The following is a 25364-nucleotide window of genomic DNA, read 5'->3' on the forward strand; positions in this document are numbered from 1 at the left end:
GAGACCTGACCCCGCCCGCCGGAAACGCGCCCCCGCGCCCGGGTCGCTCCGCCCGTCCGGCGGTGGATGCCGGTCACCGCTCGTACGACCCGGCCCGCGCGGTCGGGCCCGCGCCGAGGAGCGCCTTCCCCGGGGCGCCCCTCCGATCACCTCGGGGCGGCCAGCACCTGGGTCCAGTAGGGGCCGCGCGGGGAGTCGGCGAGGCCCACGCCGACGTGGGTGAAAGCACAGTTGAACAGGGCGCGATCGCGGTCCGGACTGGCGCGCCACTCCTCGACGACCGCCGCCGGATCGCTCGTACCGGTGGCGATGGTCTCCCCGACCGCCGACCAGTCGTACCCCGCGGCCTCGACCCGCTCGCCCATGCCCCGGCCCGAGGAGTCGGTGTGGCCGAAGTAGTTCCGCGCGGCCATGTCGGCGGAGTGCTGCCGAGCGACCCGGGTCAGCCGGGGGTCGGTCGCCAACCGAGGGCAGCCGGTGGCGGCGCGCAGGGTGTTGACCCGGGCGACCACGCGGGCGTCCGGCCCGGCGGGCGCGGGCGGCGCGGGGGTGGAGGCCGCGGCGGGTGTGGGGGCCGCGGCGGGCGGCCGTGACGCGGTGGGCGCCCGGCTCGGGGCCGGTGCGGGCGTCGGCGTCGGCGGCGCCGTGGACGGGGTGGGGCGCGGCCGGGCGGGGGCGTTGGCGGGCGGCTGTGCGGGGGTGGAGGCGACGCCGCCGCCCCGGGGTTCGGGCGGGGCCGGAGCGGAGGGCCAGATCAGGACGGCGAGAGCGGTCACGGCGGCCGCCCCGGCCAGGAGCCCCGCCGCCTTCCCCGCCGGGAACGCGGCCGGGGCGGGCGGCGCGGCGGGCACGGACGGTGCGGCGGGTGCGGTCGCCGCGGCCGAGGAGGCCGCGGCCGTCGCCGTCTGCCCGGTGTCGTGGAGCGGCACCACCAGGGCGAGCCCGGAGAGCAGCCCCTCCGCCGGAACCAGCCCCGTGGCGCCGTCGGAGCAGGCGGCGCAGCCCCGCACATGGCGGGCGATCCGCTTGCGCCACAGGGGCGTCGGCGTACCGTCCCAGTCGCCCAGCAGCTCCGCCAGGGCCGGGCATCGGGGGTCGGACGCCAGCGCCCGGACGACGGTGCGACCGACGTCGAGCTGGTTCTTCACCCGCTGGACCCGTACGGCGGCGTGCTGCGGGGAGAGGCCGAGCGCCTCGGCCAGCTCGGGCCGGGCGAGTTCGCCGGTCGCCTCCAGCCACCACAGCGCCAGCACATCGCGTTCGGCGTCGTCCAGCCAGCGGGTCGCCTCGGCCGTCTCGCGCCGCTGGCCGGAGAGTTCCAGGCGCAGGATCGTCAGGTCGACGAAGTCGGCGGCCGGGTCGGCGGGCTCCTCGGCCGCCTCCAGCGGGGCGGGCCGGTGGCCGAGACCGGTCCAGCGGCTGCGGACCTGGTTCATGGCGATGGCGACGAGCCAGGAGCGGAAGCGGGCCGGGTCGCGCAGCGCGTGCAGCCCGGACAGGGCGCGGAGCATGGTCTCCTGCACCACGTCGTCGACGTCGGGGTGGCCGTTGAGGGCGCGCCCGACGACGTTGTAGACGAGGGGGAGGTACTGGGCGGCCAGCCGCTCCCCGGCGGCCCGGTCGCCCTCCCTCGCCGCGACGACCAGAGCGGTGCCCTCCACGCCCATCACGCCCTTCGTTCCGTTCACCACGTGCGTTCGGTCGCCCACGTGCGCCCCGTCCCGCGGTCCACCCGTTCCGGTTCGCCTCCGGGCGTGGGACAGGTCACACCCGGGGGTTCTGTTATCCGACCCCCGCCCGGTGGTCCACCAGTATGCGGGGGCCCGCAGGCCGCCCGCCGGGAGAGTGCCGGGAAACGGGAGAGACATGGCGAGCAGAGCGGAGACCGACGAGGCGCGCGCCCCCGGGGGCCGGGCCCCCGCGGCGCGGACGGAGGAGGCGCCCACCGCACGGGCGGGGACGGAGGAGGCGCACATCACCGCGGCGCGCACGGGCCGGGCCCTCACCTCCTCGGCCCTTCACGCGGCGGCGACCGGCGCCGGCACCTTCCCGGCGGTCCTGCGGGAGGCGCTGAGCCGGCGCGGGCTGTCCCTGGAGCGGGTGAGCGAACGGCTCAAGGCGCGCGGCATCACCATCAGCCGGGCCACCCTCAGCAGTTGGCAGCGCGGACGCAGCCAGCCGGAGCGGGCCCGTTCCCTGCGGGCGGTGGAGGTGCTGGAGGAGATCCTGGAACTGCCCGCCGGAACCCTGCGCTCGCTGCTCGGCCCGCGCCGCCCGCGCGGCCGGACCGCCCCGCCGGGCACGGAGGGCGCGGCGCTCCAGATCCTCGGGGAGGACTCGGTGGTGGAGAAGGCGCTCGGCGCGCGCTTCCGCCACTTCAACCAGGAGACCGGTTCGCTGATGGTCCACGACATCGTGCGGGTCGGCGAGAGCGGCACGCTGAGCGGGATCTCCACCACCACCGTGCTGCGGGCCGGCCGGGCCGGGGCCGACCGGGCGGTCTTCGTGCTCAGCTTCGACGACGAGGCGGCCGAGCCGGTCGACATCAGGGTCACCTGCGGGCGCCTGGCCGAGGCGACGTACCTCAAGCGGCTCAACTCCCTGGTGCTGGAGATCCACTTCGGCCGGGAGCTGGCCAAGCTGGACACCACGGTGGTGAGTTACTCGGTCGAGGTGAGCCCGTCCCGGACCCCGGCCACGCACTACGAGCGCTGGTCGCGGACGAACCTCCACGCATACCTCCAGCAGGTCTTCTTCCACCCCGGCGCCCTGCCGGTGGACTGCCACCGCTACGTCCGGGAGAAGGTCGGCGCCCCGCCCCGCGCCCAGCGGCGTGTCCCGCTGGGCGCCGCGCACGACGTCCACGTGCTCACCTCCCGGTGCAAGCCGGGCGTGCACGGGGTGGCGTGGGGGTACGGGGCCGGAACGGACGGGACGGGAGGCCGCCCAGGATGAGTGGACGGCCTCCCGCGTTCAAGGGCCGGCCTTCGGCCGGTCCGTGGCCGGGCTGCTCCGTGGCCGGGCTGCTCCGTGGCCGGGCTGCTCCGTTCCGCTCCCGGCGCGGGTTACTTGGTGTTGAGCGTCAGCCCGTAGTACGCGAGGGCGTCGTCCAGCGGCTGGAAGTAGGACGAGCCGGGCGAGTTGACCTGTCCGCTGCAGCGCTGGCCGGAAGGGCCGCCTGACGTCATGCCCTGGGCCTGGTCGCCGGAGACGTACGCGCCGCCGCTGTCCCCGCCCTGGGTGCAGACGCTGGAGCTGGCCAGACCGGTCACGACGGTGTCCGGACCGCCGTTCTGGTCGGTGTAGGTGACGCTGACGTTGTACGAACCGACCTTGCCGCAGGTCCAGCCGGTGGTCTGGCCGGACTTGCAGAGCGCCGCGCCGGAGGGGGCCCGCTTGCCGCCCCGGACCGGGACGGTTCCGGCCTTGCCGTACGTGGTGACGTCGAGGCCGATCGCGTTGCCGGCGTCGACGGTCGCGATGCCCATGTCCACGCTGCGGGTGCCCAGCGCGAACCGGGTGTGGGCGCCCCGCGCGAACCGGGTGCCGTTGTACGCCAGCACCGGCAGGTCCTCGATGCAGTGCCCGGCCGTCACGAGCACCTGCCTGCCGTTGCGGTCCTTGGCGCCGTAACCGACGGAACAGAGGTAGCCGTTGAAGGTCATCCGGCTGCCGGGCGGAACGACGGCCTGGGTCTCCAGCTTCTCCCGGCCCTTCACGACGCGCACGGCGTCGCCGTGGCTCTTCGCGGCCTTGAGGAAGCCGCGGGTGGCCGCGTCCGAGTCCCCGTTGACCTCGACGGTCACGGTGTCCGACGCGAGGTCGACCGACCAGGCGGACACTCCGGCCGGGGCGCTCCTGAGCGCCTCGGCGTCGAGCCGGGCCTTGATGCGTCCGAGTTCGCTCTCCCCGCGCTCGGGTATCCGGGCCCGCAGGCCGGCGGCCCGTACCTCCTTCGCCGCCGCGGCGTCGGCGGCGTTGACGACCAGCGCGCCGTCCTCGGCGAAGAAGGCCCCGAGCGTGTCGACCCGGTCCTTCCGCAGCTCCGCGAACCGGTCCTGCTGCTCGGCCTCGCGGTCCAGCCGCTCCACGGCGGCCTTCTCGCCGACGCCGAGGGTCGTGGCGAGCGCCTCGACCATCTCCGGCTGGTACGCCGGAGCCGAGGCGGGGGCCGCGGCCTCGGCCGCCGTACCGGCGTGGGCCCCTGTGGCGACTCCGGCCGACAGAAGGGCGCCGATGGAGGCGGCCACGAGGTATCTGCGCGCGTTCTTCTTTCCGTGGTTCACGCGGTTCCTTCCGCTCCGCGGGCGAGCGTCCAGACAATGGGGGGGTGGCCACACCGCGCTTGGGGAGGCGCGACGTGTTCCATGGACACTGCCCGGCGGCGATGACATGTTCCTGTCGCCGCGCCCCGAACTCTGGCCCAGCGGGAACTGCCGCCACAAGGAGCGGAGATGGGGCTCTTTTCTACAGAACTGGCCGAGAACTGTAGAGAAGACACCGGCCGTTCACCGCCCGGCGCCGTCCTCCACGGCCCCGGAGAGCGCGGAAGAGAGCAAGGACGGGAAACGCGCGGACGAAGGAATCCGGCCGCCGACCTGTGAGAAGACGTCTCTCCGCACGCCGACCGGCCCCCGGACGGCTTCGCGGATCCCGCTCAGACGGCCCGCTCCGGCCCGGCCGGGGCGATCTCCTCGATCAGGTTCTCGACGAGCTCCTTGATCGCGTCGCGGATCGGGCGGACGGCCTCGACGCCCTGGCCCGCCGGGTCCTCCAGCGCCCAGTCGAGGTAGCGCTTGCCGGGGAAGACGGGGCAGGTGTCGCCGCAGCCCATGGTGATGCAGACGTCGGACGCCTCGACCGCCGCGACGGTGAGGATCTTGGGGGTCTCGGCGGCGATGTCGATGCCGACCTCGCGCATGGCCTCGACGGCGGCGGGGTTGACCCGGTCGGCGGGGGCGGAGCCGGCGGAGCGGACCTCGACGCGGTCCCCGGCCAGGTGCGTGAGCCAGGCGGCGGCCATCTGGGAGCGGCCGGCGTTGTGGACGCAGACGAACAGGACGGAGGGCTTCTCCGGCACGGCGGTCTCTCTTTCTCACGAAGAAGTCGGGCACGAACGACTTCAGCGCCCGATGACGTCAGCCGCCACTGATGTGAAAGTATCAGCCCATGATGACGTCGGTCGACACTGAGCTGATGCGGGTGCTGGGCGACCCCCTGCGTCTGCGGATCGTGACCCTGCTCGCCCGCGAGACCCTCTGCACCACCCACCTCGTCGAGGAGACCGGCGCACGGCAGACCAACCTCTCCAACCACCTGAGAGTGCTGCGCGAGGCCGGAGTCGTGGAGACCGAGCCCTGCGGCCGCTTCACCTACTACAAGCTCCGTCCGGACGTCATCGCCCACCTCGCCGGCCGGTTCGCCGACCTGGCCGAGTCCGCCCGTACCGCCTCCGAGAACAAGAGGGCCTGTCCGTGAACCCCGCGCCCGCGACCGCGACCGCCGAGGAGCCCTCGGTCGTCGCGAAGCTTTCGACGCTCGACCGCTTCCTCGCCGTCTGGATCCTCCTGGCCATGGCCCTCGGGCTGGGGCTCGGCAGGCTGGTTCCCGGGCTGAACGACGCGCTGGCCGAGGTCGAGATCGGCGGGATCTCCCTGCCCATCGCCGCGGGCCTGCTGATCATGATGTACCCGGTCCTGGCCAAGGTCCGCTACGACAGGCTCGACGCCGTCACCGGCGACCGCAGGCTGATGGTCTCCTCACTGGTCGTCAACTGGGTCCTGGGACCGGCGCTCATGTTCGCGCTGGCCTGGATCTTCCTGCCGGACCTGCCCGAGTACCGCACCGGCCTGATCATCGTCGGCCTGGCCCGCTGCATCGCCATGGTCGTCATCTGGAACGACCTCGCCTGCGGCGACCGCGAAGCCGCCGCCGTCCTCGTCGCCCTGAACTCCGTCTTCCAGGTCATCGCCTTCGGCGTCCTGGGCTGGTTCTACCTGGACCTGCTGCCGGGGTGGCTCGGCCTCGGCGACGGGGAGGCGCTCGACATCTCCATGGGGAAGATCGCGCTGAACGTCCTCATCTTCCTCGGCGTGCCCCTGCTCGCCGGTTTCCTCACCCGCCGCCTGGGCGAGAAGAGGATGGGCCGCGACTCCTACGAGCAGAAGTTCCTGCCGAGGATCGGGCCCTGGGCCCTCTACGGCCTGCTCTTCACGATCGTCGTCCTCTTCGCCCTCCAGGGGAGGACCATCACCTCGCAGCCGCTGGACGTCGTCCGCATCGCGCTCCCCCTGCTCGTCTACTTCGCGGTGATGTGGTTCGGCACGTTCCTCCTCGGCAAGGCCATCGGCCTGACCTACGACCGCACCGCCACCCTCGCCTTCACGGCCGCGGGCAACAACTTCGAGCTCGCCATCGCCGTCGCCATCGCCACCTTCGGCGTCACGTCCGGCCAGGCCCTGTCGGGGGTCGTCGGCCCGCTGATCGAGGTCCCGGTGCTGGTGGCCCTGGTGTACGTCTCGCTCGCCTGGCGCAAGAAGTTCACCGCCGCCCAGGTCGCGTAACCGGCCGCGGGGTCCGGCCGCCCCGCCACCGGCCGGGAGGGGCGGCTCGCACCGGTGGGGGACCGCTCGGCCCGGCCCGCACCCTTCTACCGCCTACCGATATCGTCTTCCGGCACGGCTGTGCCCGAGCCACCGAGGAGTCAGCCATGACCAAGCGGTCCGTCCCCGACGGCGTGCCGGACGAGTTGCGGAGGCGGCTCGGCGTGGCCGACGCCGTGATGATCGGCCTGGGGTCGATGATCGGCGCGGGGATCTTCGTCGCCCTGGCGCCCGCCGCGCACGCCGCCGGCTCCGGGCTGCTGATCGGCCTCGCGCTCGCCGGGGCGGTGGCGTACTGCAACGCCACCTCCTCCGCCCGGCTCGCCGCCCGCTACCCGGCTTCGGGCGGCACGTACGTCTACGGCCGCGAACGCCTCGGCGACTTCTGGGGGTACCTGGCGGGCTGGGGGTTCGTGGTCGGCAAGACCGCCTCCTGCGCGGCCATGGCGCTCGCCGTGGGCTCGTACGTCTGGCCGGGACAGGCCCACGCGGTGGCGGTCGCCGCCGTGGTGGCGCTGACCGCGGTCAACTACGCCGGGGTGCAGAAGTCCGCCTGGCTGACCCGGGCCGTCGTCGCCGCGGTGCTGGCCGTGCTCGCCGCGGTGGTGGTCGCCTCCTTCGCCTCCGGCGAGGCGGACGCGGCCCGCCTGACCCTCGGTCCGGATGCCGATCCGGGCGGTGTGCTCCAAGCGGCGGGGCTGCTGTTCTTCGCGTTCGCCGGGTACGCCCGCATCGCCACCCTGGGCGAGGAGGTCCGCGACCCGGCGCGCACCATCCCCCGCGCCATCCCGATCGCGCTGGGCATCACCCTGGCCGTCTACGCCCTCGTCGCCGTCTGCGCCCTCCTGGTGCTGGGCCCGCGGGGGCTGGCGGAGGCCACCGCGCCGCTCTCGGACACCGCGCGGGCCGCAGGCGCCCCCTGGCTGGCCCCGGTCGTCCGCGTCGGCGCGGCCGTCGCGGCGCTCGGCTCCCTCCTGGCCCTGATCCTCGGCGTCTCCCGTACGACCCTGGCGATGGCCCGCGACCGGCATCTGCCGCACGTCCTGGCGGCTGTCCACCCCCGCCACCAGGTGCCGCACCGGGCCGAGTTGGCGGTGGGCGCGGTGGTGGCGGTCCTCGCCGCGACGGTGGACGTACGCGGGGCGATCGGGTTCTCCTCCTTCGGCGTGCTCGCCTACTACGCCGTCGCCAACGCCTCGGCCTGGACGCTTTCCCGGGCCGAGGGCCGCCCGCCCCGCGCCGTCCCGGCGGTCGGGCTGGCGGGCTGCCTGGTCCTGGCCTTCGCCCTGCCCGCCTCCTCGGTCCTCACCGGGACCGCGGTACTCGCCCTGGGCGCAGCCGCCTACGGCATCCGGCGCCTCGTCGCCGGCCGCCGGGAGCCGTGAGCGCTCCCTGCGTCGGCCCGGGCCGAGACCACCTCACGGCCTTTCGTCGCCGAGAACTCCGCGCGTCGGCCCCGACCGCCCCGAGGAGCAGCGGCACGACCGGTACCGGCCGCCGCCTCTCTCCCCCCGGCGTCCGGCTCCCCCGCCCGGCGGTAGGGGCCGACCGCCGCCCAGCAGTCCCGCCCGATCATCCGGGGCCGCCGAGAAGAGCCGCCATTCCGGCGACCACCGACGGCTCGACCCGGTAGTACACCCAGGTACCGCGCCGCTCGGAGGCGAGCAGACCGGCCTCGCGCAGCTTCTTCAGGTGGTGGGAGACGGTCGGCTGGGAGACGCCGACGTCGGCGATGTCGCACACGCACGCCTCCCCGTCCGGGTGCGAGGCGACCTTGGAGAAGAGGCGCAGCCGCACCGGGTCGGCCAGGGCCTTGAACATCGCGGCCATCCTCTCCGCGTCCGCCTGCGAGAGCTCGGCCGAGGTGAGCGGCGGACAGCACGGCTCCACCTGCCCCACGAGCACCACCGGCGGCTTCCCCGTTCGTGAATTCGACATGTGTCTATATTGACACCCGTAGATGCGAGTGGCAAGCTCCGCATATCAGGAGACATCGACAACCATCGAATCACTGGCGTCCGCCTCCGTCCCCCGGCGACCGCACACCGCCGGAGGGCGGGACGCCCCCACCCCCGTCCCCCGGTCGCCCGCCGGCCCGTCCCAGGAGGCCACCCGCCATGAACGAACACCAGCTTCCCGTCGTCGTCATCGGCGCCGGCCCGGTCGGCCTCGCCGCCGCCGCCCACCTCACCGGCCGCGGTCTCGACCCCCTGGTCCTGGAGGCCGGGGCCGAGGCGGGGGCCGCGGTGCGCGCGTGGGGCCACGTACGCCTGTTCTCCCCCTGGCCCGAAGTGGTCGACCCCGCCGCGGCCGAGCTCCTGGCGCCCACCGGCTGGTCCTCCCCCGACGCCACGATCTGTCCCACCGGGGCGGACTGGGCCGAGAAGTACCTCCAGCCGCTCGCCGACGTCCTGGGCGACAAGGTCCGCTACGGCGCCACCGTGACCGGCGTCTCCCGTCGCGGCCGGGACCGCACCGTGGACGCCGACCGCGAGCGGCAGCCCTTCACCGTCCACGTGCGCCGCTCCGACGGCTCCGAGGAGCGCCTCACCGCCCGCGCGGTCATCGACGCGTCCGGCACCTGGTCCTCCCCCGGACCCCTCGGCGGCGACGGTCTCCCCGCGATCGGCGAGAAGGCGTCGGCCGACCGGATCTCCTACCGGATCCCCGACTTCGGGAACCCGGCCGTCCGCTCCCGCTACGCCGGCAGGCGCACCGCGGTCATCGGCTCCGGGGCCTCCGCCTTCACCGCCCTGGCCTCGCTGGCCGGCCTCGCACGGCAGGAGAAGGGCACCCACGCGGTGTGGGTGGTGCGCCGGGGCATCTCCGGCTCGACCTTCGGAGGCGGGGCCGCCGACCAGCTGCCCGCCCGCGGGGCCCTCGGCCTCGCCGCGAAGGCCGCCGTCGACGAGGGGCACGCCGACGCGGTCACCGGCTTCCGCACCGGGTCGGTCGAGAGGGCGGGCGACCAGGTGGTCCTGGTCGCCGAGGACGGCCGCCGCCTCGACCCCGTGGACGAGGTCATCGTGCTCACCGGCCTGCGCCCGGACCTGTCCTTCGTCTCCGAACTCCGCCTCGGCCTCGACGAGCGCCTCCAGGCCCCCGTCGGGCTCGCCCCTCTCATCGATCCGAACCAGCACTCCTGCGGCACCGTCCACCCGCACGGGGCCAAGGAGCTCTCCCACCCGGAGAAGGACGTCCACCTCGTCGGCATGAAGTCCTACGGCCGAGCACCCACCTTCCTGGCCATGACCGGCTACGAGCAGGTCCGCTCGGTCGCCGCCGCCCTCGCCGGCGACCGGGAAGCCGCCGAGCGGGTCGAACTCACCCTGCCCGAGACCGGTGTCTGCGGTGGGGCCGGCCTCTTCGACGAGCCCGAGGCGGACCGGGCCGGCGGCAGCGGCTGCTGCACGGCTCCCACCCCGGTGACCATCGGCGGCGAGACCCCCGCCTCCTCCGGCGGCTGCTGACCGCGGCCAGGCGCTCGCCCCCGGGCGCGCGCGTCCCCGGCGACGGCCGCGGGGCCGTGGCCCAGGACGGGTCACGGCCCCGCGGTCGTGGGGGCGGAGGGCGGTCAGGCGTCCGTCTTCACCGGCTCGTCCTCGTCGCGAGCGTCCCCGCCCGCATCGCGGCTGCGGACGTACGTCAGGAACGTGCCCAGTTCGCGCTTGACGACGGGGGCGAGGAGGTAGAGGCCGATGATGTTGATGACGGCGAGGGAGAAGAGCACCGCGTCGGCCAGGTCGATGAGGGTCTGCAGGGTGAGCAGCGACCCGGCGACGGCGAAGAGCGTGTAGAGGGACTTGTAGACGATCTCGCTGGTGCGGCTGCGGCCGAAGAGGTACGTCCAGGCCTTGAGTCCGTAGTAGCCCCAGGTGAGCACCGTGGAGATGGCGAAGAGCAGCACCGCGACGGTCAGGACGTACGGGAACCAGGGCAGCACGGTCTCGAAGGCGTCCGAGGTGATCGTCACGCCGCCGATGGACTCGTCGGTGCGGGCCTCGCCCCAGCTGGCGGGGTTGGCGATGACGATGGTCAGCGCGGTCATGGTGCAGATGACGACGGTGTCGATGAACGGCTCCAGCAGGGCGACCAGGCCCTCGCTGGCGGGGTGCTTGGTCTTGACCGCGGAGTGGGCGATCGGCGCGGAGCCGAGGCCGGCCTCGTTGGAGAACGCGGCACGCTTGAACCCGATGATCAGCGCGCCGAGCACACCGCCCGCGACGCCTTCGGGGTTGAACGCGCCCTCGATGATCTCGCCGATCGCCGCGGGCACGGCGGTGACGTTGACGAGGATGACGACGAGGCAGGCGGCGATGTAGATCCCGGCCATGGCGGGGATGAGCCGGCTGGTGACCTGGGCGATGGAACGGATGCCGCCGAGCAGGACGACGCCGACGAGGGCGGCGACGAGGATGCCGAAGAAGAGGGCGCCGGCGGAGGAGCCCACCACACCGTCCTCGCCGCCGGTGACGGAGACGAGCTGCGCGTAGGACTGGTTGACCTGGAAGAGGTTGCCGCCGAAGAGGCCGAAGAACAGGATCATGATCGAGGCGAGGACGGCGAGGACCTTGCCGAAGGTCTTGCCGTTCTTCCCGAAGCGCTCGGCGAGCCCCTTGGGCAGGTAGTGCATCGGTCCGCCGGAGACGGTGCCGTCGGCGTGGACCTCGCGGTACTTCACCCCGAGGGTGACCTCGACGAACTTGGTGGCCATCCCGAGGAGACCGCAGAGGATCATCCAGAACGTGGCTCCGGCGCCGCCGATGGAGACGGCGACGGCGACACCGGCGATGTTGCCGAGGCCGACCGTGCCGGAGACGGCGGCGGTCAGCGCCTGGAAGTGGTTGACCTCGCCGGCGGAGTCCTTGTCGTCGTACTTGCCGCGCACCACGTTCACGGCGAGGCGGAACTTTCGCAGTTGGACGCCCCCGAACCAGAAGGTGAAGACGAGGCCCGCCACCACCAGCCAGGCGACGATGAGCGGGAGGTCCGTCCCCCCGACGGGGACGGCGTAGAAGACGACTTCGCCGAGCCAGGTGGCTATGGGCTCGAAGAACCCGCTGACGGCTTCGTCGACGTTCTCGGTTATGGATTCGAGTGACACGTTGGCTTCCTCGATGACGCGGGAACGGCGACCGGGGGCGTCTTCGCCGTTCGGTGTGCGGTGGGGGGGGGCAGGCGAACGTCGTTGGTCCGGTGCGGCGACCTGGTGCGTCACGCGGGGCGGAGGTACGACGCCGGATCGGCTCCGGCACTCCGCCTCGGCGGTCCCGCCTGCGAAGTCGGGTATTTGTACCACGCCCTTTGCCGACACTTTAGTGACGCAGGTCACGCTCGGGGGAAGCGATGGCGAATCGGCCGGATGAGGGGGGCATCGCTATCCGAAGCGCGAGGCACGTTTATCGGACTCTCGGCGCCGCATCACCACGCACCGGAGAAGCCCCGCAGAGCCCCTCCCCGCCGGCGCCAACCCGCCCGGAACGCAGCGGACCTGAGGGGCGGTCCGCCGAGGCGGAGCAGGCGGGACCGGTTTCCTCCGCACGGCGCCCGGGACCGCCGCGGGGGAATTCCCGCCGCCCGGGCCGCGCGACGGGGAGCGGCCGCCGGTACGCGTCCGGACGGCATGCGCGTCGCACTCAGCCCGAAAACCACGAAATCCCGCCCAGTTGAAACAACCGGACGGGATTTCGTGAACCCTTCACGAGTGACCTCGTGAAACGGGCCGCTGGTGGACCTGTGGGGATTTGAACCCCAGACCCCCTCGATGCGAACGAGGTGCGCTACCAGACTGCGCCACAGGCCCTTGCGACGTGTGAAACTCTAGCACCCTCCAGGGGGTGCTTGGAAATCCGTTCCTCCGCTGGTCAGCGGTGTCGGGGTTTCCGGGCCCCACACGTGTCACTCGTTGGCCGCGCGCGGCCGGTCCTCGTCGTCGTACTGGTCGAAGAGGGGGGTGCGGCCCCGGTCGCGGTTGCGGCGGGACTGGGGGGTGCGCTGGCGCGGCGCCGGGTCGACCGAGGGGGGCGTCGGGTGCGAGGTGCCCGTCTGCGGCTCGGCGGTGCTGGAGCGGGCCGCGCTCCAGGTCTCCGGGTCGCCGACCTCCACGCCGCCCGTGGCCCGAGGGGCGACAGGCGCGGTGACATAGGTGGGCAGGGGCACGGGGACGGGCTCCCAGCTGTCGCCCTGGACGCGGCCGCGCTCACGCTGCTGGTCCACCCACTCCGCGTGGTCCGTCTGCTCGACGAGGGCCCGGCGGCCGGCCTCCTGCGGGGAGACCGTGGGGGTGGGCTCCGGCTCGGCGGCGTGGGCCTCCTGGTCGTCGTCGGGCTCGACGGCGTCGGGGGCGGCGGGCTGGTGCCTGCGCGGGCGGTTCTCGCGCAGCCGCTGCGCCGCGTCCTCGGCCCGGCGGCGGTCCATGGTGAAGGCGAACCGCCGTCGCTCCTGGGCGCGCAGGTGCACGATGTACGTGCTCAGCAGCACGGCCGGCACGGCGGGCGCCCAGAGGAAGGCGAGACCGCCCACCGCCGCGACGATCGCGCCGAGGGTGAAGGCGAGGAAGAGGACGACGGTGGTGCGCCTGCGCCGCGCCAGGACCTGGGAGCGCTGGGCGCGCCGGGCCCGTTCGGCGTCGGTGTGCGGGCGCTGCCGGGCGAACGGCGCCTGCTCGGCGGGGCGCTCGCCGGACCGGCGGTCGTGCGCCTGGCGCTCCGGGGCGTGGTGTCCGGCCCTGCGCTCGTGCGCCGGCCGGTCGGACGCCGGGCCCCCGTGGGCGCGTTCGGGCGCGTGCGCCGGGTCGCCCAGTCTGGCTTCCGTGTGCGCCGGAGGCGCGGCGAAGGCCCGGACGTCCACGGACTCCATACGGTCCGTTTCCCGGTCCGGGTCGGCGTCGGGCCCCGCCTCCTCGGCGGTGCGCTCCCGCAGCTCCTTGGCGTACCGGCGCTCCATCGCCGCCCGGCCGGACAGCAGCCGGATGGCGGTGCTGAAGCGCTCTGTCGGACGGGCCTCGTTCAGCTCGTCCTGCCTGCGGAGCCACATCGGCACCAAGTAGGCGGCCCAGGCCCCGACGATGACTGCGTAGATGAGGCCGCTGCTGCTCACGCTCACACCGTAGAGGGGTTTGCACGGAAGGATCCGCCAATTGGCCCGGTGTGTCGCACGAACTGGCTGATATCAACGACTTTTTTTGTGATGGTTCGATTCGACAACCGTCGTTCGTCCGTCCTCTTACGGTCGGCCGGCGATCATATTCGAACACCTATTTCATTTCTTCCGGCGGTCCCGGATCGCGCGGTGTCCCGGGCCTCGACCTGCGCCACCGCCGGAGCATCCCGTCGGGAACCTCCTCGGCGGTGAGGGCGAAGATCAGATGGTCCCGCCAGGCCCCGTCGATGTGCAGATAGCGCGGGCGCACGCCCTCCGAACGGAATCCGAGTTTCTCCACCACCCGGCGGCTCGGTGCGTTCTCCGGGCGGATGCAGACCTCGATACGGTGCAGGCCCACCGTGCGGAAGCAGTGGTCCACGGCGAGGGCCACGGCCGTCGGCATGACCCCGCGCCCGGCGACGCCCCGGTCGATCCAGTAGCCGATGTGCCCGGAGCACATCGAGCCCCAGGTGATCCCCGCGACCGTGAGCTGGCCGACCAGCCGGCCCTCGTACTCGATGGCGAACGGCAGCATCCGCCCCGCGTTCGCCTCGGCGCGCAGGTGGCGGACCATCTGCCGGTACGTGGGGCGCTGCGCGACCGGGCCGCCGGGGGCGGGCGGCGGAATCGTGGCCTCCCAGGGGCGCAGCCAGTCGCGGTTGCGCCGGTTGACCTCGCGCCAGGCACGCTGGTCGCGCATCCTTATCGGGCGCAGGACGATCTCGCCGTCCCTCAGCGTCACCGGCCAGGTCGCGATGTTCAGTTGGGGCTCCCCGGCCGGGGGTGGTCGCCGCCGCGGAGCTGGTCGACGGCGTGCACCAGGAGGCGGCCGAGGACCGCGAGCCCGTCCTTCACCCCGCCCGTGGAGCCGGGGAGGTTGACGATCAGGGTGCGGGAGGCCACGCCCGCCAGCCCCCGGGAGAGCGCGGCGGTCGGCACCTCGGCCAGGCCCTCGGCCCGGATCGCCTCCGGGATCCCGGGGACCTCGTGGTCGAGGACGCGGCGGGTGGCCTCGGGGGTGGCGTCGGTGGGCGAGATACCCGTACCGCCGGTGGTGACGATGACGTCGTACCCGGCGGCGACGCCCGCGCGCAGGGCCGCCTCGACCGGGTCGCCGTCCGGCACGACCTGCGGGCCGTCGACCGTGAAGCCGAGTCCCGCCAGCCCTTCGGCGATGAGCGGGCCGCCCTTGTCCGCGTACACCCCGGCGGAGGCCCGGTTGGAGGCGGTGACGACGAGGGCGCGGTACGGGGTGCGCGGCGCGGCGGAGGTCTGCGGCGCGTGCGGCCCGGGGGCGGGGGTCTCGTGCTCGGGCGGGGTCACGCGTCGGTTCCCTCGGGCGCGGGGCGCCGGTAGTCGCCGGAGGTGCCGCCCGACTTCGCGTCGACCCGGACGTCGGTGATGACCGCGCCCTTGTCGACCGCCTTGACCATGTCGACGACCGTGAGCGCCGCCACCGACACCGCGGTCAGCGCCTCCATCTCGACGCCCGTGCGGTCCGTCGTCTTCACCGTCGCCGTGATCTCCACCGCGTCGTCGGCCACGGCCAGCTCGACCTTCACCCCGGAGACGGCCAGCGGGTGGCAGAGCGGGATCAGGTCCGGGGTGCGCTTGGCCCCCATGATCCCGGCGATCCGGGCGGTGGCGAGGGCGTCGCCCTTGGGCACCCCCTCGCCGCGCAGCAGCTCGATCACGCGCGGCGCGACGAGCACCCGGCCCGACGCGCGGGCGACGCGGGTGGTGACGTCCTTCGCCGACACGTCGACCATCCGGGCCGCGCCCGCCTCGTCGATGTGCGTCAGCCTGTTCTGCGTACTCAACTCACTCCGCCTAGCGGTAGGGGCGCCGGTGGGCCTCGGGCCCGGAGGGGGACCTCCGGAAGGCACGGCGGCAGATACCGTACCGCCACGGGGCGGCGGTCAGCGGAGCAGGATCACGTCCGTCTCCGTGCCGGGCTCGACCGAGACGACGTCCTCGTCCACCACGATCAGCGCGTCCGCCTGCGCCAGCGCGGCGATCAGATGCGAGCCGGAGCCGCCGACCGGCTTCACCGTGCCCTCCTCCGCGTCGTAACGGCCGCGCAGGAACTGGCGTCGGCCCGGCGGCGAGGTGAGCGCCTCGTCCACGTCGAGCCGGGCGCGGGCCGTGGGGCGGTGCACGTCGTCGAGGCCCATCAGGGCGCGGATGGCGGGGCGGACGAACAGCTCGAAGGAGACGTACGACGAGACCGGGTTGCCCGGCAGGGCCAGCAGCGGGGTGTGGTCCGGGCCGATCGAGCCGAAGCCCTGGGGTTTTCCGGGCTGCATGGCGAGCTTGCGGAACTCGACGCCGCTGCCCGGCTCGTCCTCGTCGCCCACGGAGGAGAGCGCCTCCCTGACGACGTCGTACGCGCCGACGCTGACGCCGCCCGTGGTGACGACGATGTCCGCGCGGATCAGCTGGTCCTCGATGGCGGCGCGCAGCGTCTCGGCGTCGTCGGTCACCGCGCCGACCCGGTAGGCGATGGCCCCGGCGTCCCGGGCGGCGGCCGTCAGCGCGAAGCTGTTGGAGTCGTAGATCTGGCCGGCGGTCAGCTTCTCGCCGGGCTGGACCAGTTCGCTGCCGGTGGACAGGACGACCACCCGGGGGCGGGGCCGGACGACCACGGTGGAGCAGCCGATCGCCGCGAGCAGCCCGATCTGCGCCGGGCCGACGACCGATCCGGCGGCCAGGGCCAGGTCGCCCGGCTTGACGTCGCCGCCGGCCTCGCGCACATGGGCGCCCGCCGCGACGGGCCGGTGCACCCGGACCTCCCCGGTGGCGCCTTCGGGGGCGTCGCTGTGGGCCCGCATGGCGGCGGCCGGGCCCTCGCCCGTACCGCCGTCGGTCCACTCGACCGGGACCACGGCCTCGGCGCCGGGGGGCAGCGGGGCGCCCGTCATGATGCGGGCGGCCTGTCCCGGTCCCACGACCTGGTCGTCGGCGAGCCCCGCGCTGCCCGCGGCCACGTCGCCGATGACGGTGAGGACCGCGGGGAACTCCTCGCTCGCGCCCTCGACATCGGCGACCCGGACCGCGTAACCGTCCATGGAGCTGTTGTCGAAGGGCGGCAGGGCCACCTCCACGACGACGTCCTTGACGAGGACGCAGCCCTGGGCGTCGGGCAGTTGCAGCTCGATGGGCTCCAGCGGACGCACGGAGGCGAGGATGTCGTCCAGGTGCTCGTCGACCGACCAGATCGTGCTGCTCACGGGGTCACATCTCCTCGGCGACGTACTTGCGCAGCCAGGTCCGGAAGTCCGGCCCCAGGTCCTCACGTTCGCACGCCAGTCTGACGATGGCGCGCAGGTAGTCGCTGCGGTCGCCGGTGTCGTAGCGGCGGCCCTTGAAGACGACGCCGTGCACGGGGCCGCCGATCGTCTCGTCCGCGGCGAGCAGCTGGAGCGCGTCGGTGAGCTGGATCTCGCCGCCGCGGCCCGGCTCGGTGTGTCGCAGTATGTCGAAGACCGCGGGGTCCAGGACGTACCGGCCGATGATGGCGAGGTTGCTGGGGGCGTCGGCCGGGTCCGGCTTCTCGACCAGGTCGGTCACACGGACGACGTCGCCGTCGACGGTGGCCTCCGCCGCCGCGCAGCCGTACAGGTGGATCTGGGAGGGCTCGACCTCCATCAGCGCGACGACGCTGCCGCCCTCGCGCTCCTGGACCTCGACCATCCGGGCCAGCAGCGGGTCGCGCGGGTCGATCAGGTCGTCGCCGAGGAGCACCGCGAAGGGCTGGTCGCCCACGTGCGGAGCGGCGCACAGCACGGCGTGGCCGAGGCCGCGGGGGTCGCCCTGGCGGACGTAGTGCATGGTGGCCAGGTCGCTGGACTCCTGGACCTTGGCGAGGCGTTCGGCGTCGCCCTTGCGGGTGAGGGCGGACTCCAGCTCGTAGTTGCGGTCGAAGTGGTCCTCAAGAGGACGCTTGTTGCGACCGGTGATCATCAGCACGTCGGAGAGGCCCGCCGCGACGGCCTCCTCGACGACATACTGGATGGCCGGCTTGTCGACGACAGGCAGCATCTCCTTGGGAGTGGCCTTCGTGGCGGGCAGGAACCGGGTGCCGAGACCTGCTGCCGGAATGACGGCCTTGCTGATCCTGGGGCGCGACTGAGTCATGGGCAGACCTTACCGGCTGCACACGGCCGAAGGTCGATATTCCGGTTAACTTCATCCTGACATATGCCTATAAGAGAGTCGCGTGAGTCACACATGAGCACGGACAGGTCCGGTTTCCTCGCCGGTCCCTCCCCGAGGGCCTCCGCGAAGGGCCTCCTCCGCCGCGAACTGCTCGCCGCGCGGGCCCTCCTGACAGAGGAGGACGTGGCCCGGACCGCCGCGCTCCTCGCCGGGTCGGCGCTGCTGCTGCCCGAGCTGGCCGGGGCCCGGACGGTCGCCGCGTACGTCTCCGTGGGCCGCGAACCGGGCACCCGCGACCTCCTGGAAGCGCTGCGCGAGCGGGGGGCGCGTGTGCTGCTGCCGGTCCTCCTGCCCGACAACGACCTGGACTGGGCCGCGTACGAGGGGGCGGAGCGGCTGCTGCCCGCCGGACGGGGCCTCCTCGAACCGGCCGGGCCGCGCCTCGGCCCGGCCGCCGTCCTGGAGGCCGACGCCGTGCTGCTGCCGGGGCTGGCGGTGGACGGGAGCGGGATGCGGCTGGGGCGCGGCGGCGGCAGCTACGACCGGGTGCTGGCCCGGCTGGCGGCGGCCGGGGCGCACCCTCCGCTCGTCGTGCTCCTGTACGGGAACGAGGTGGTCGCGCGGGTTCCCTCGGAACCGCACGACCACCCCGTGGACGCCGTGGTCACCCCGGCCGGAACGCGCCGCTTCGCTTCGTGAGCCTCCCGGGCGGCGGCCCGGCCCCTACGGTTTCAGCGTCAGCGTGTCGACCGTGGCCGCGTCGACCGCTTCCTTCCCGTAGGACCAGTCGAGCAGTTCGCCGTCGACCCACTTGTCGGTCTGGTCGGTGTAGTGGGCGTGGAACGCGTGCCCGGAGGCCCCGCTGAGGTTGATCCAGCGGGACTTGTCCCAGTCGCCCACGTTGACGACCATGCGCATCGACGGCACCCAGACGACCTCGTAGCCGCTCGCCGCGTTCCAGCCGGTGGCGTTGACCGCCGCCTCGCCGCCGCCGAGGTTCCAGGGGCCGCGGTTGAGCGCCCGCTGGAGCAGGCCGGGGCCCTCGGTGCCGAGGGTCTGGTTCGTCAGGGTCAGCCGGTGCAGCCGGCCCCAGCTCCAGGTGTCGATGTTCTTGCCGAGCTTGGCGGTCAGCTCCCAGCGGGCGTCCTCCATCGCGCGGGCGAACAGGTCGTCCCGGCTCTCCAGGGCCTCCTCGCGGCCCCGGGCGGGCGCCTTCCACCACGCGTTGTCCTGGTCGTCCACGATCTCGCGGACCACCTGGAACCAGCGGTCGCCGCCGTCCGGCTGCGCGGTGTCCCCGTCGCGCTGACCGCACTCGCGGACGAGCTTCCTCTGCTGGTCGGCCGGGCCGCTGTTCTTGGCCGGCGGGACGTTGATGCAGTCGCCCTTGACGCGCATCTCCTTGGGCAGCTTGTTGCCGAAGGCGAGCTTGAGGATGTTGCGCCAGACGCCGTTGAAGTACGCCGCGGCGGCGGAGTCGGACGCCTGGGAGTAGTCCCAGCCCTCCAGCAGCTTCTGGGCCTCGCGGACGCTCGGGTCAGAGATGTTGATCTTCTTCAGCTCGGGCGTCAGCAGCGCGGCGATCTCGCTGAAGTCGTCCATCTGGATCTTCTGCATGTCATCGGTCGAGACCTTCTCGCCGCCCTTGATCTTCTGGGTCAGCAGGTCGTTGATCCGCTGGCTGCGGGCGCCGTACCCCCAGTCCTCGGTCAGCAGGTAGGGGTACTTCTTCTCGTCGATGACGGCCTGGTTGGCGGTGACGATGAAGCCGCGGTCCGGGTTGTACTCGTAGGGCAGCTCGTCGAAGGGGATGTAGCCCTTCCACGCGTAATCCGGATCCCAGCCCGGCGCCGGACGCGTTCCGTCGTAGCCCTCGGAGCGCACCGGGATCCTGCCGGGGGCCTGGTAGCCGATGTTGCCCTCGGTGTCGGCGTAGATGAGGTTCTGGGAGGGGACCTCGAACTTCTCGGCGGCCGCCCGGAAGGTGGTGAAGTCCTTGGCCCGGTTGAGCTCGAAGACGGCGTCCATCGACCTGCCGGGCTCCAGCGCGGTCCACTTCAGCGCCACCGCGTAGCCGTCGGCCCGGTCGGGGGCGGCGTTGCTGACGGGCGCCTTCCGGCCGACCTTGTCCAGCTCCTTGCTGCGGTCGGAGACCAGGGGCCCGTTGTTCGTCGCGCGGACGGTGATCTTCCGGTCCTTCCCGCCGGCGACCTTGATGGTCTCCTCACGGGTCTTGAAGGAGCGGGTCTTCCCGTCGTACAGGTAGCCGTCGTCGGAGACCTTCTCCAGGAAGAGGTCGGTGACGTCGGCGCCCAGGTTGGTCAGCCCCCAGGAGACGTCCTGGTTGTGACCGATGATCACACCGGGCATCCCGGAGAAGGTGTAGCCGGCCGTGTCGTACTGGCAGCTCTCGGAGAGCTCACGGCAATGCAGCCCCATCTGGTACCAGAGGGAGGGCAGCATCGGCGCGAGGTGGGGGTCGTTGGCGAGCAGCGCCTTGCCGGACGTCGTGTGCTTCCCGTCGACGACCCAGGAGTTCGAGCCGATGCCGTTGCCGTTCGGGCCGAGCAGCGCCGGAATCGCGTCGAGGGTGTCGGAGAGGGCGGCGAGCTGCGTGTTCAGGCCCTCCGCGGCCCCCTCGGGCGTCGCGGAGCCGACGTTGTCCGACGGCGTCGCCTCGGGGTCGAACTTCCCGGTGACCGGCGAGACCGCGCCCCTCTCGACGATCGGCTTGTGCTGCTTGTACGGGTAGCCGGGGTACAGGTCCTCGATCTGGTCCTTGTCGAGGCGGCTGGTCAGCAGCGAACGGTCGATCTCGTCCTGCATGTTGCCGCGCAGGTCCCAGGCCATCGCCTTGAGCCAGGCCACCGAGTCGACGGGGGTCCACTCGCCGGGCCGGTAGTCGTTGGTCAGCCCCAGCGCCGCGTACTCGACCGAGATGTCCCGGCCTTCCTTGCCCTTGAGGTAGGCGTTGACGCCATCCGCGTACGACCGGAGGTTCTTCTTGGTGCCCTCGTCCAGGACCTCGTCGTACTCCTTCTGCGCCACCTGCCGCCAGCCGAGCGTGCGCAGGAAGGAGTCGGTCTCCACCTGGCCGGAGCCGAACATCTCGGAGAGCCGGCCCGACGTCATGTGCCGCCGGACGTCCATCTCCCAGAAGCGGTCCTGGGCGTGGACGAAGCCCTGGGCGCGGAAGAGGTCGGCGTCGGTGTCCGCGTAGATCTGCGGAATCCCGTACGCGTCGCGTTTGACCTCGACCTCCCCGGAAAGGCCGTCGAGGGTCATCGATCCGGTGGTCTGCGGGTACGAGGCCCGCACGGTGGACACGGACCAGTACGTCCCGTAGCCGACACCCGCGACGAGCGCCAGCACCAGGACGAGCACGAACAGGCGGGCGCGTCGCCCCTTCTTCCTGCCGGGCTTCTTCGCGTCGGAAGGGCCGGAAGAGGCGGTTGTGTTGGCGGGCATCGCTGTCCTTCGAGGGGCAGGGTGGTCCTGGGAGTGCAGGAGCAACCATAGGCGCAGCGGAGAAGCCACTCGGACGCGGTATGGGGATGCATCCATTTGCGTCTTCCTCGCACGAACGCTCGAACCCGTCAAGGAATCGTTAAAGATTAGGTAAGGTAACGAAGTACCTGGCTGCCGGAGGACGATCCGGCAGGCGCACGCAGGGAAGGAAACGGACCCTGACTGTCCACGCGCTCAACGAACTCCTGCTCGTCTGCTCGCTCGTCCTGCTCGTCGCCGTGGCGGCGGTACGGATCTCCTCGCGCAGCGGACTCCCCAGCCTGCTCCTGTATCTCGGCATCGGGATCGCCCTGGGGCAGGACGGCATCTTCGACGTCAAGTTCGACAACGCCGAGCTGACCCAGGTGTTCGGCTACGCCGCCCTGGTCGTCATCCTGGCCGAGGGCGGGCTCGGAGCGAAGTGGAAAGAGGTCAGACCGGTCCTGCCGGCGGCGGCCGTCGTCTCCACCGTCGGCGTCGGCATCAGCGTGGGCGTCACCGCCGCCGCGGCGCACTACCTCGTCGGCCTGGACTGGCGCCAGGCCCTCATCATCGGCGCGGTCGTCTCCTCGACCGACGCGGCGGCCGTCTTCTCCGTCCTGCGCCGGGTGCCCCTGCCGCCCCGGATCACCGGGGTCCTGGAGGCCGAGTCCGGTTTCAACGACGCCCCGGTCGTCATCCTGGTCGTCGCGTTCTCCGCGGTCGGCCCGGTCGAGCACTGGTACGTCCTGGTCGCGGAGATCGCCATGGAGCTGGCCATCGGCGCCGCCATCGGCATCGCGGTGGGCTGGCTGGGCTCCCTGGGGCTGCGGCACGTGGCCCTGCCCGCCTCCGGTCTCTACCCGATCGCCGTGATGGCCATCGCCGTCTCGGCGTACGCGGCGGGCGCCATGGCCCACGGCAGCGGGTTCCTCGCCGTCTACCTCGCGGCCATGATCCTCGGCAACTCCAAGCTGCCCCACTGGCCCGCCACCCGCGGATTCGCCGACGGGCTCGGCTGGCTGGCCCAGATCGGCATGTTCGTCCTGCTCGGCCTGCTGGTCACCCCGCACGACCTGATCGACGACTTCTGGCCGGCCGTGGTGGTGGGCCTGGTGCTGACGATGGTGGCGCGGCCGCTGTCGGTCTTCCTGAGCCTCGCCCCGTTCCGGCTGCCGGCCCGCGAGAAGGCCCTCATGTCCTGGGCCGGACTGCGCGGGGCGGTGCCCATCGTCCTGGCGACCATCCCGATGGTGTCCGGGGTGGAGGGCAGCACCCGCATCTTCAACATCGTCTTCGTCCTGGTCATCGTCTACACCCTGATCCAGGGCCCGACGCTGCCCTGGGTCGCGAACAAGCTGAACATCGCCGAGGACCCGGCCGAGGCCGACGACCTCGGCATCGAGTCGGCGCCGCTGGAGCGGCTGCGCGGACACCTGCTCTCGGTCGCCGTCCCCGCCAAGTCGAAGATGCACGGCGTCGAGGTCGGTGAGCTGCGGCTCCCGGCCGGCGCGGGGGTCACGCTGGTGGTCCGGGAGAACAAGAGCTTCGTGCCGTCCCCGGCGACGGTCCTGCGGCGCGGGGACGAACTGCTGGTGGTGGCCACCGACCCGGTGCGCGACCGGACGGAGGAGCGGCTGCGGGCGGTCGCCGAGGGCGGCAAGCTGGCCGGCTGGCTGGGCCCCGGCGGGTCCCCCGCGTCCGGTTCGCCCGGCGCGGCGGGCCCGCACGCCGGGTCCGCCATACCGCAGGCCATGAAGCTGGCGAAGAAGCTCGGCGGGGCCGGGGCCGCCTCACGGACGGGCACGGGCGCCGACGGCAGCAGGGCCGGACGCGCTCCTGAATCCTCCCGACGCTCCTGAATCATCACCGGGGGACAACACAGGCGGGCGGGGCAGAACGCGTCCCCGATCACAGGCGGGCGGGGAAGCGCTGTGCGCATTCACAGGCGCACAGCCTTTCCTGCCTGTAGCATGAAGGAAACCTGATCGACCAACTCTGTCTGAAGCAGAGCTGGCGCGACCGTATGGCGGTCGTGGTGCCTCTTCGCCCGGCGGCTCTCCCGCCGATGGCAGCGAGTCACCCGGCATCTACCGCAGTTCCGCGCGAAGAGGACAGCTCTCGGCCGCTTCCGTCCGGCCCGCCCCACGAGGGCGCCGGGAAGCAGGGCTACCAGGCGGCAGAAAGGCAAGGACCGTGGCGACCACGGTCTCCGACCGCCCCGGATACGGGCAACTGCTGCGCACCCCCGGTGCGTGGACCTTCCTCCTCCCGGGCTTCGCCGCACGGCAGCCCTTCGCGATGCTCACCATCAGCATCGTCCTCCTCGTACAGCACACGACCGGCTCGTACGGCAGCGCGGGCGCCGTCGCGGCCGTCTCCGGCGTCTCCATGGCGCTGTTCGCCCCGCAGAGCGGCAAGCTCGCCGACCGCTTCGGCCAGCGCGCCGTCCTGCTGCCCGGGGTCCTCCTCCACACCGCCTCGGTGAGCGTCCTGACCGCCTTGGCGTTGGCGGACGCGCCCCTGTGGGCGCTGTTCGCCGCCGCCGTGCCGACCGGGGCGTCGATCCCGCAGATCGGCCCCATGGTGCGGGCCCGCTGGGCGGCGATGCTGGGGGCCTCCGGCGACCGGCCCGCCTCCCCGCTGATGTCCACCGCGGCCGCGTTCGAGTCGGTGACGGACGAGTTCACCTTCGTGCTCGGCCCGGTGATCGCCACCGCGCTGTGCACCGGCGTGCACCCGGCGGCCGGACTGGTCACCGAGGCCGCCCTGACCCTGCTCGGCGGCCTGCTCTTCGCCGCGCAGCGGGCCACCCAGCCGGCCCCCCGCCCCGCGGCCACCGCGGACCAACCGCACGCCTCGGCGCTCTCCGTGCCCGGCGTCCGCGTCCTGATCGTCACCTTCCTGGGCATCGGCGCGGTCTTCGGCGGGATGCAGGTCTCCCTGACCGCGTTCTCCGAGGAGATCGGCCACCCCGGGGTGAACGGCGTGCTCTACGGGATCTTCGCGGCGGGCAACATGCTGGCCGGAATCGCCTGCGGCGCCATCGCCTGGAAGAGCAGCCCGCGCCGCCGGCTGATCGTCGGGTACGTGGCGCTGACCCTGACCGCGTCCGGGCTGTGGGCCGTGCACTCGGTGCCGCTGCTGGCCGGGCTCGGCCTGCTGGTCGGCCTCTGCATCGCCCCGGCCCTGATCAGCGGCTACACGCTGGTCGAGGCGCTGGTGCCCGCCACCGCCCGTACCGAGGCGTTCACCTGGCTGACGGGCGCGGTGGCGCTGGGCCAGGCGGCGGCCGTGACCGCCGCGGGGCAGCTCGCCGACGCCCACGGTGCGAGCACCGGCTTCCTGGTGCCGCTGGCCGGAACCGCGCTGGCGCTGGTGACCCTGCTGGCCCTGCGTTCCCGGCTGGCTCCCCCGCCCTCGGAGCGCACCGTGGCACGTGGGATCGGTCACCGCGAGCCGGTCACGGTGGACTGAACCGCCGGAATACGTCAGTATGGAGCGTCGTTAGCACTCATTGAGTGAGAGTGCCAGGAGGAGCAAGTGCCGACCTACCAGTACCAGTGCACCGAGTGCGGCGAGGGCCTCGAGGCGGTGCAGAAGTTCACCGATGATGCCCTGACCGTGTGCCCGAACTGCGACGGACGCCTCAAGAAGGTGTTCTCCGCGGTCGGCATCGTCTTCAAGGGTTCCGGTTTCTACCGGAACGACAGCCGCGGCTCCTCGTCGAGCAGCACGCCGGCGTCGACGTCCTCGAAGTCGTCCGACTCCACGTCGTCCTCGTCGTCGGGTTCGGACACGAAGGCGAGCGCGTCGTCGTCCGCCTCCTCCTCGTCGTCGGCCTCCACGCCGGCCTCGTCGAGCGGTACGTCGGCCGCCTGAGCCCGCGTACGCCCCACCGGCTTTTCCCCGGACCCCGCCGAGCCCCTCGGCGGGGTCCGGGCGTTGTGCGGGCGCCCTTGTAGGGAGCCCTGC

Annotated in this window: 21 protein-coding genes and 1 tRNA gene; 9 read left to right on the forward strand and 13 right to left on the reverse strand. The window is 72.9% G+C overall.

Annotated features, from left to right (window positions below; translation table 11 throughout):
- Positions 1-146: 146 nt before the first annotated feature.
- The gene (locus ACH4K1_RS11580; RefSeq protein WP_398088863.1) at positions 147-1667 is read right to left on the reverse strand and encodes a sigma-70 family RNA polymerase sigma factor; all 1521 of its coding nucleotides are present in this window, start codon (positions 1665-1667) and stop codon (positions 147-149) included.
- 199 nt (positions 1668-1866) lie between these two features.
- Here ACH4K1_RS11580 and ACH4K1_RS11585 point away from each other — a divergent pair, with 199 nt between their 5' ends.
- The gene (locus tag ACH4K1_RS11585; RefSeq protein ID WP_398088658.1) at positions 1867-2955 is read left to right on the forward strand and encodes a multiprotein-bridging factor 1 family protein; all 1089 of its coding nucleotides are present in this window, start codon (positions 1867-1869) and stop codon (positions 2953-2955) included.
- 110 nt (positions 2956-3065) lie between these two features.
- On the opposite strand, the gene ACH4K1_RS11590 is transcribed toward ACH4K1_RS11585, so the two are convergent.
- Both ACH4K1_RS11590 and ACH4K1_RS11595 read right to left on the reverse strand, forming a co-directional pair.
- A complete protein-coding gene (locus ACH4K1_RS11590) occupies positions 3066-4286 on the reverse strand; it encodes a S1 family peptidase (protein WP_398088659.1) in 1221 nt (406 codons plus the stop codon).
- A 371-nt stretch (positions 4287-4657) separates the two neighbouring features.
- Positions 4658-5080, reverse strand: coding sequence for an arsenate reductase ArsC (locus ACH4K1_RS11595; protein WP_398088661.1), 423 nt, complete (start codon positions 5078-5080; stop codon positions 4658-4660).
- Positions 5081-5169: 89 nt separating this feature from the next.
- Between ACH4K1_RS11595 and ACH4K1_RS11600 the strand changes: the two genes are divergently transcribed.
- The 3 genes from ACH4K1_RS11600 (at position 5170) to ACH4K1_RS11610 (ending at position 7987) form a co-directional block, all read left to right on the forward strand.
- Positions 5170-5478 (forward strand): ArsR/SmtB family transcription factor, encoded by a 309-nt coding sequence (locus ACH4K1_RS11600; RefSeq protein ID WP_398088663.1) that lies wholly within the window; start codon positions 5170-5172, stop codon positions 5476-5478.
- Entirely contained in the window at positions 5475-6563 is a 1089-nt protein-coding gene (arsB, locus tag ACH4K1_RS11605) for an ACR3 family arsenite efflux transporter (protein WP_398088664.1), read from the forward strand. The genes ACH4K1_RS11600 and arsB overlap by 4 nt, the downstream gene beginning before the upstream one ends.
- Positions 6564-6709: 146 nt before the next feature.
- Positions 6710-7987 (forward strand): APC family permease, encoded by a 1278-nt coding sequence (locus tag ACH4K1_RS11610; protein ID WP_398088665.1) that lies wholly within the window; start codon positions 6710-6712, stop codon positions 7985-7987.
- 187 nt (positions 7988-8174) lie between these two features.
- On the opposite strand, the gene ACH4K1_RS11615 is transcribed toward ACH4K1_RS11610, so the two are convergent.
- Positions 8175-8540 carry an ArsR/SmtB family transcription factor gene (locus ACH4K1_RS11615; protein ID WP_398088667.1) on the reverse strand — a complete coding sequence of 122 codons (366 nt, stop codon included), beginning with the start codon at positions 8538-8540 and terminating at the stop codon, positions 8175-8177.
- A 179-nt stretch (positions 8541-8719) separates the two neighbouring features.
- Between ACH4K1_RS11615 and ACH4K1_RS11620 the strand changes: the two genes are divergently transcribed.
- Positions 8720-10072 carry an FAD-dependent oxidoreductase gene (locus tag ACH4K1_RS11620; RefSeq protein ID WP_398088669.1) on the forward strand — a complete coding sequence of 451 codons (1353 nt, stop codon included), beginning with the start codon at positions 8720-8722 and terminating at the stop codon, positions 10070-10072.
- A gap of 104 nt (positions 10073-10176) precedes the next feature.
- Here the strand turns inward: ACH4K1_RS11620 and ACH4K1_RS11625 are convergent, their stop codons facing one another.
- The 8 genes from ACH4K1_RS11625 to galU all read right to left on the reverse strand — a co-directional run bounded on the left by ACH4K1_RS11625 (position 10177) and on the right by galU (position 17882).
- Positions 10177-11706, reverse strand: coding sequence for an alanine/glycine:cation symporter family protein (locus tag ACH4K1_RS11625; RefSeq protein ID WP_398088670.1), 1530 nt, complete (start codon positions 11704-11706; stop codon positions 10177-10179).
- Between the two features lie 622 nt (positions 11707-12328).
- Positions 12329-12405 (reverse strand) — tRNA-Ala (locus ACH4K1_RS11630).
- 95 nt (positions 12406-12500) lie between these two features.
- Complete coding sequence (glpR, locus tag ACH4K1_RS11635) at positions 12501-13700, reverse strand: gephyrin-like molybdotransferase receptor GlpR (protein WP_398088672.1); 1200 nt, start codon at positions 13698-13700, stop codon at positions 12501-12503.
- A 157-nt stretch (positions 13701-13857) separates the two neighbouring features.
- Complete coding sequence (locus tag ACH4K1_RS11640; protein WP_398088674.1) at positions 13858-14487, reverse strand: GNAT family N-acetyltransferase; 630 nt, start codon at positions 14485-14487, stop codon at positions 13858-13860.
- 17 nt (positions 14488-14504) lie between these two features.
- Positions 14505-15068, reverse strand: a complete 564-nt coding sequence (locus tag ACH4K1_RS11645; protein WP_398088675.1) for a molybdenum cofactor biosynthesis protein B — start codon at positions 15066-15068, stop codon at positions 14505-14507.
- Positions 15065-15565 carry a cyclic pyranopterin monophosphate synthase MoaC gene (gene moaC, locus ACH4K1_RS11650; RefSeq protein ID WP_398088677.1) on the reverse strand — a complete coding sequence of 167 codons (501 nt, stop codon included), beginning with the start codon at positions 15563-15565 and terminating at the stop codon, positions 15065-15067. Before moaC ends, ACH4K1_RS11645 begins: the two co-directional genes overlap by 4 nt.
- Positions 15566-15664: 99 nt before the next feature.
- Positions 15665-16975 (reverse strand): gephyrin-like molybdotransferase Glp, encoded by a 1311-nt coding sequence (gene glp, locus ACH4K1_RS11655; protein ID WP_398088679.1) that lies wholly within the window; start codon positions 16973-16975, stop codon positions 15665-15667.
- Positions 16976-16979: 4 nt separating this feature from the next.
- On the reverse strand, positions 16980-17882 hold the full coding sequence (gene galU / locus ACH4K1_RS11660; RefSeq protein ID WP_398088681.1) for a UTP--glucose-1-phosphate uridylyltransferase GalU: 903 nt from the start codon (positions 17880-17882) through the stop codon (positions 16980-16982).
- 93 nt (positions 17883-17975) lie between these two features.
- On the opposite strand from galU, the gene ACH4K1_RS11665 reads away from it, so the two are divergent.
- A complete protein-coding gene (locus tag ACH4K1_RS11665) occupies positions 17976-18602 on the forward strand; it encodes a 5-formyltetrahydrofolate cyclo-ligase (protein ID WP_398088683.1) in 627 nt (208 codons plus the stop codon).
- 24 nt (positions 18603-18626) lie between these two features.
- Here the strand turns inward: ACH4K1_RS11665 and ACH4K1_RS11670 are convergent, their stop codons facing one another.
- Positions 18627-21371, reverse strand: coding sequence for a penicillin acylase family protein (locus tag ACH4K1_RS11670; protein ID WP_398088685.1), 2745 nt, complete (start codon positions 21369-21371; stop codon positions 18627-18629).
- 278 nt (positions 21372-21649) lie between these two features.
- Here ACH4K1_RS11670 and ACH4K1_RS11675 point away from each other — a divergent pair, with 278 nt between their 5' ends.
- The 3 genes from ACH4K1_RS11675 (at position 21650) to ACH4K1_RS11685 (ending at position 25271) form a co-directional block, all read left to right on the forward strand.
- Entirely contained in the window at positions 21650-23251 is a 1602-nt protein-coding gene (locus ACH4K1_RS11675) for a potassium/proton antiporter (RefSeq protein ID WP_398088687.1), read from the forward strand.
- A 334-nt stretch (positions 23252-23585) separates the two neighbouring features.
- On the forward strand, positions 23586-24866 hold the full coding sequence (locus tag ACH4K1_RS11680; RefSeq protein ID WP_398088689.1) for an MFS transporter: 1281 nt from the start codon (positions 23586-23588) through the stop codon (positions 24864-24866).
- Between the two features lie 66 nt (positions 24867-24932).
- Positions 24933-25271, forward strand: a complete 339-nt coding sequence (locus ACH4K1_RS11685; protein WP_398088690.1) for an FmdB family zinc ribbon protein — start codon at positions 24933-24935, stop codon at positions 25269-25271.
- The last annotated feature ends 93 nt before the right edge of the window (positions 25272-25364 follow it).

This window comes from Streptomyces sp. NPDC017448 (assembly GCF_044330565.1).
Taxonomy (GTDB): Bacteria; Actinomycetota; Actinomycetes; order Streptomycetales; family Streptomycetaceae; genus Streptomyces.

Coding starts and splice junctions, on each gene's coding strand:
- ACH4K1_RS11580 (WP_398088863.1), bottom strand. CDS start 1,667: ATGGGCGTGGAGGGCACCGCTCTGGTCGTCGCGGCGAGGGAGGGCGAC.
- ACH4K1_RS11585 (WP_398088658.1), top strand. CDS start 1,867: ATGGCGAGCAGAGCGGAGACCGACGAGGCGCGCGCCCCCGGGGGCCGG.
- ACH4K1_RS11600 (WP_398088663.1), top strand. CDS start 5,170: ATGATGACGTCGGTCGACACTGAGCTGATGCGGGTGCTGGGCGACCCC.
- ACH4K1_RS11610 (WP_398088665.1), top strand. CDS start 6,710: ATGACCAAGCGGTCCGTCCCCGACGGCGTGCCGGACGAGTTGCGGAGG.
- ACH4K1_RS11615 (WP_398088667.1), bottom strand. CDS start 8,540: ATGTCGAATTCACGAACGGGGAAGCCGCCGGTGGTGCTCGTGGGGCAG.
- ACH4K1_RS11620 (WP_398088669.1), top strand. CDS start 8,720: ATGAACGAACACCAGCTTCCCGTCGTCGTCATCGGCGCCGGCCCGGTC.
- galU (WP_398088681.1), bottom strand. CDS start 17,882: ATGACTCAGTCGCGCCCCAGGATCAGCAAGGCCGTCATTCCGGCAGCA.
- ACH4K1_RS11665 (WP_398088683.1), top strand. CDS start 17,976: ATGAGCACGGACAGGTCCGGTTTCCTCGCCGGTCCCTCCCCGAGGGCC.
- ACH4K1_RS11670 (WP_398088685.1), bottom strand. CDS start 21,371: ATGCCCGCCAACACAACCGCCTCTTCCGGCCCTTCCGACGCGAAGAAG.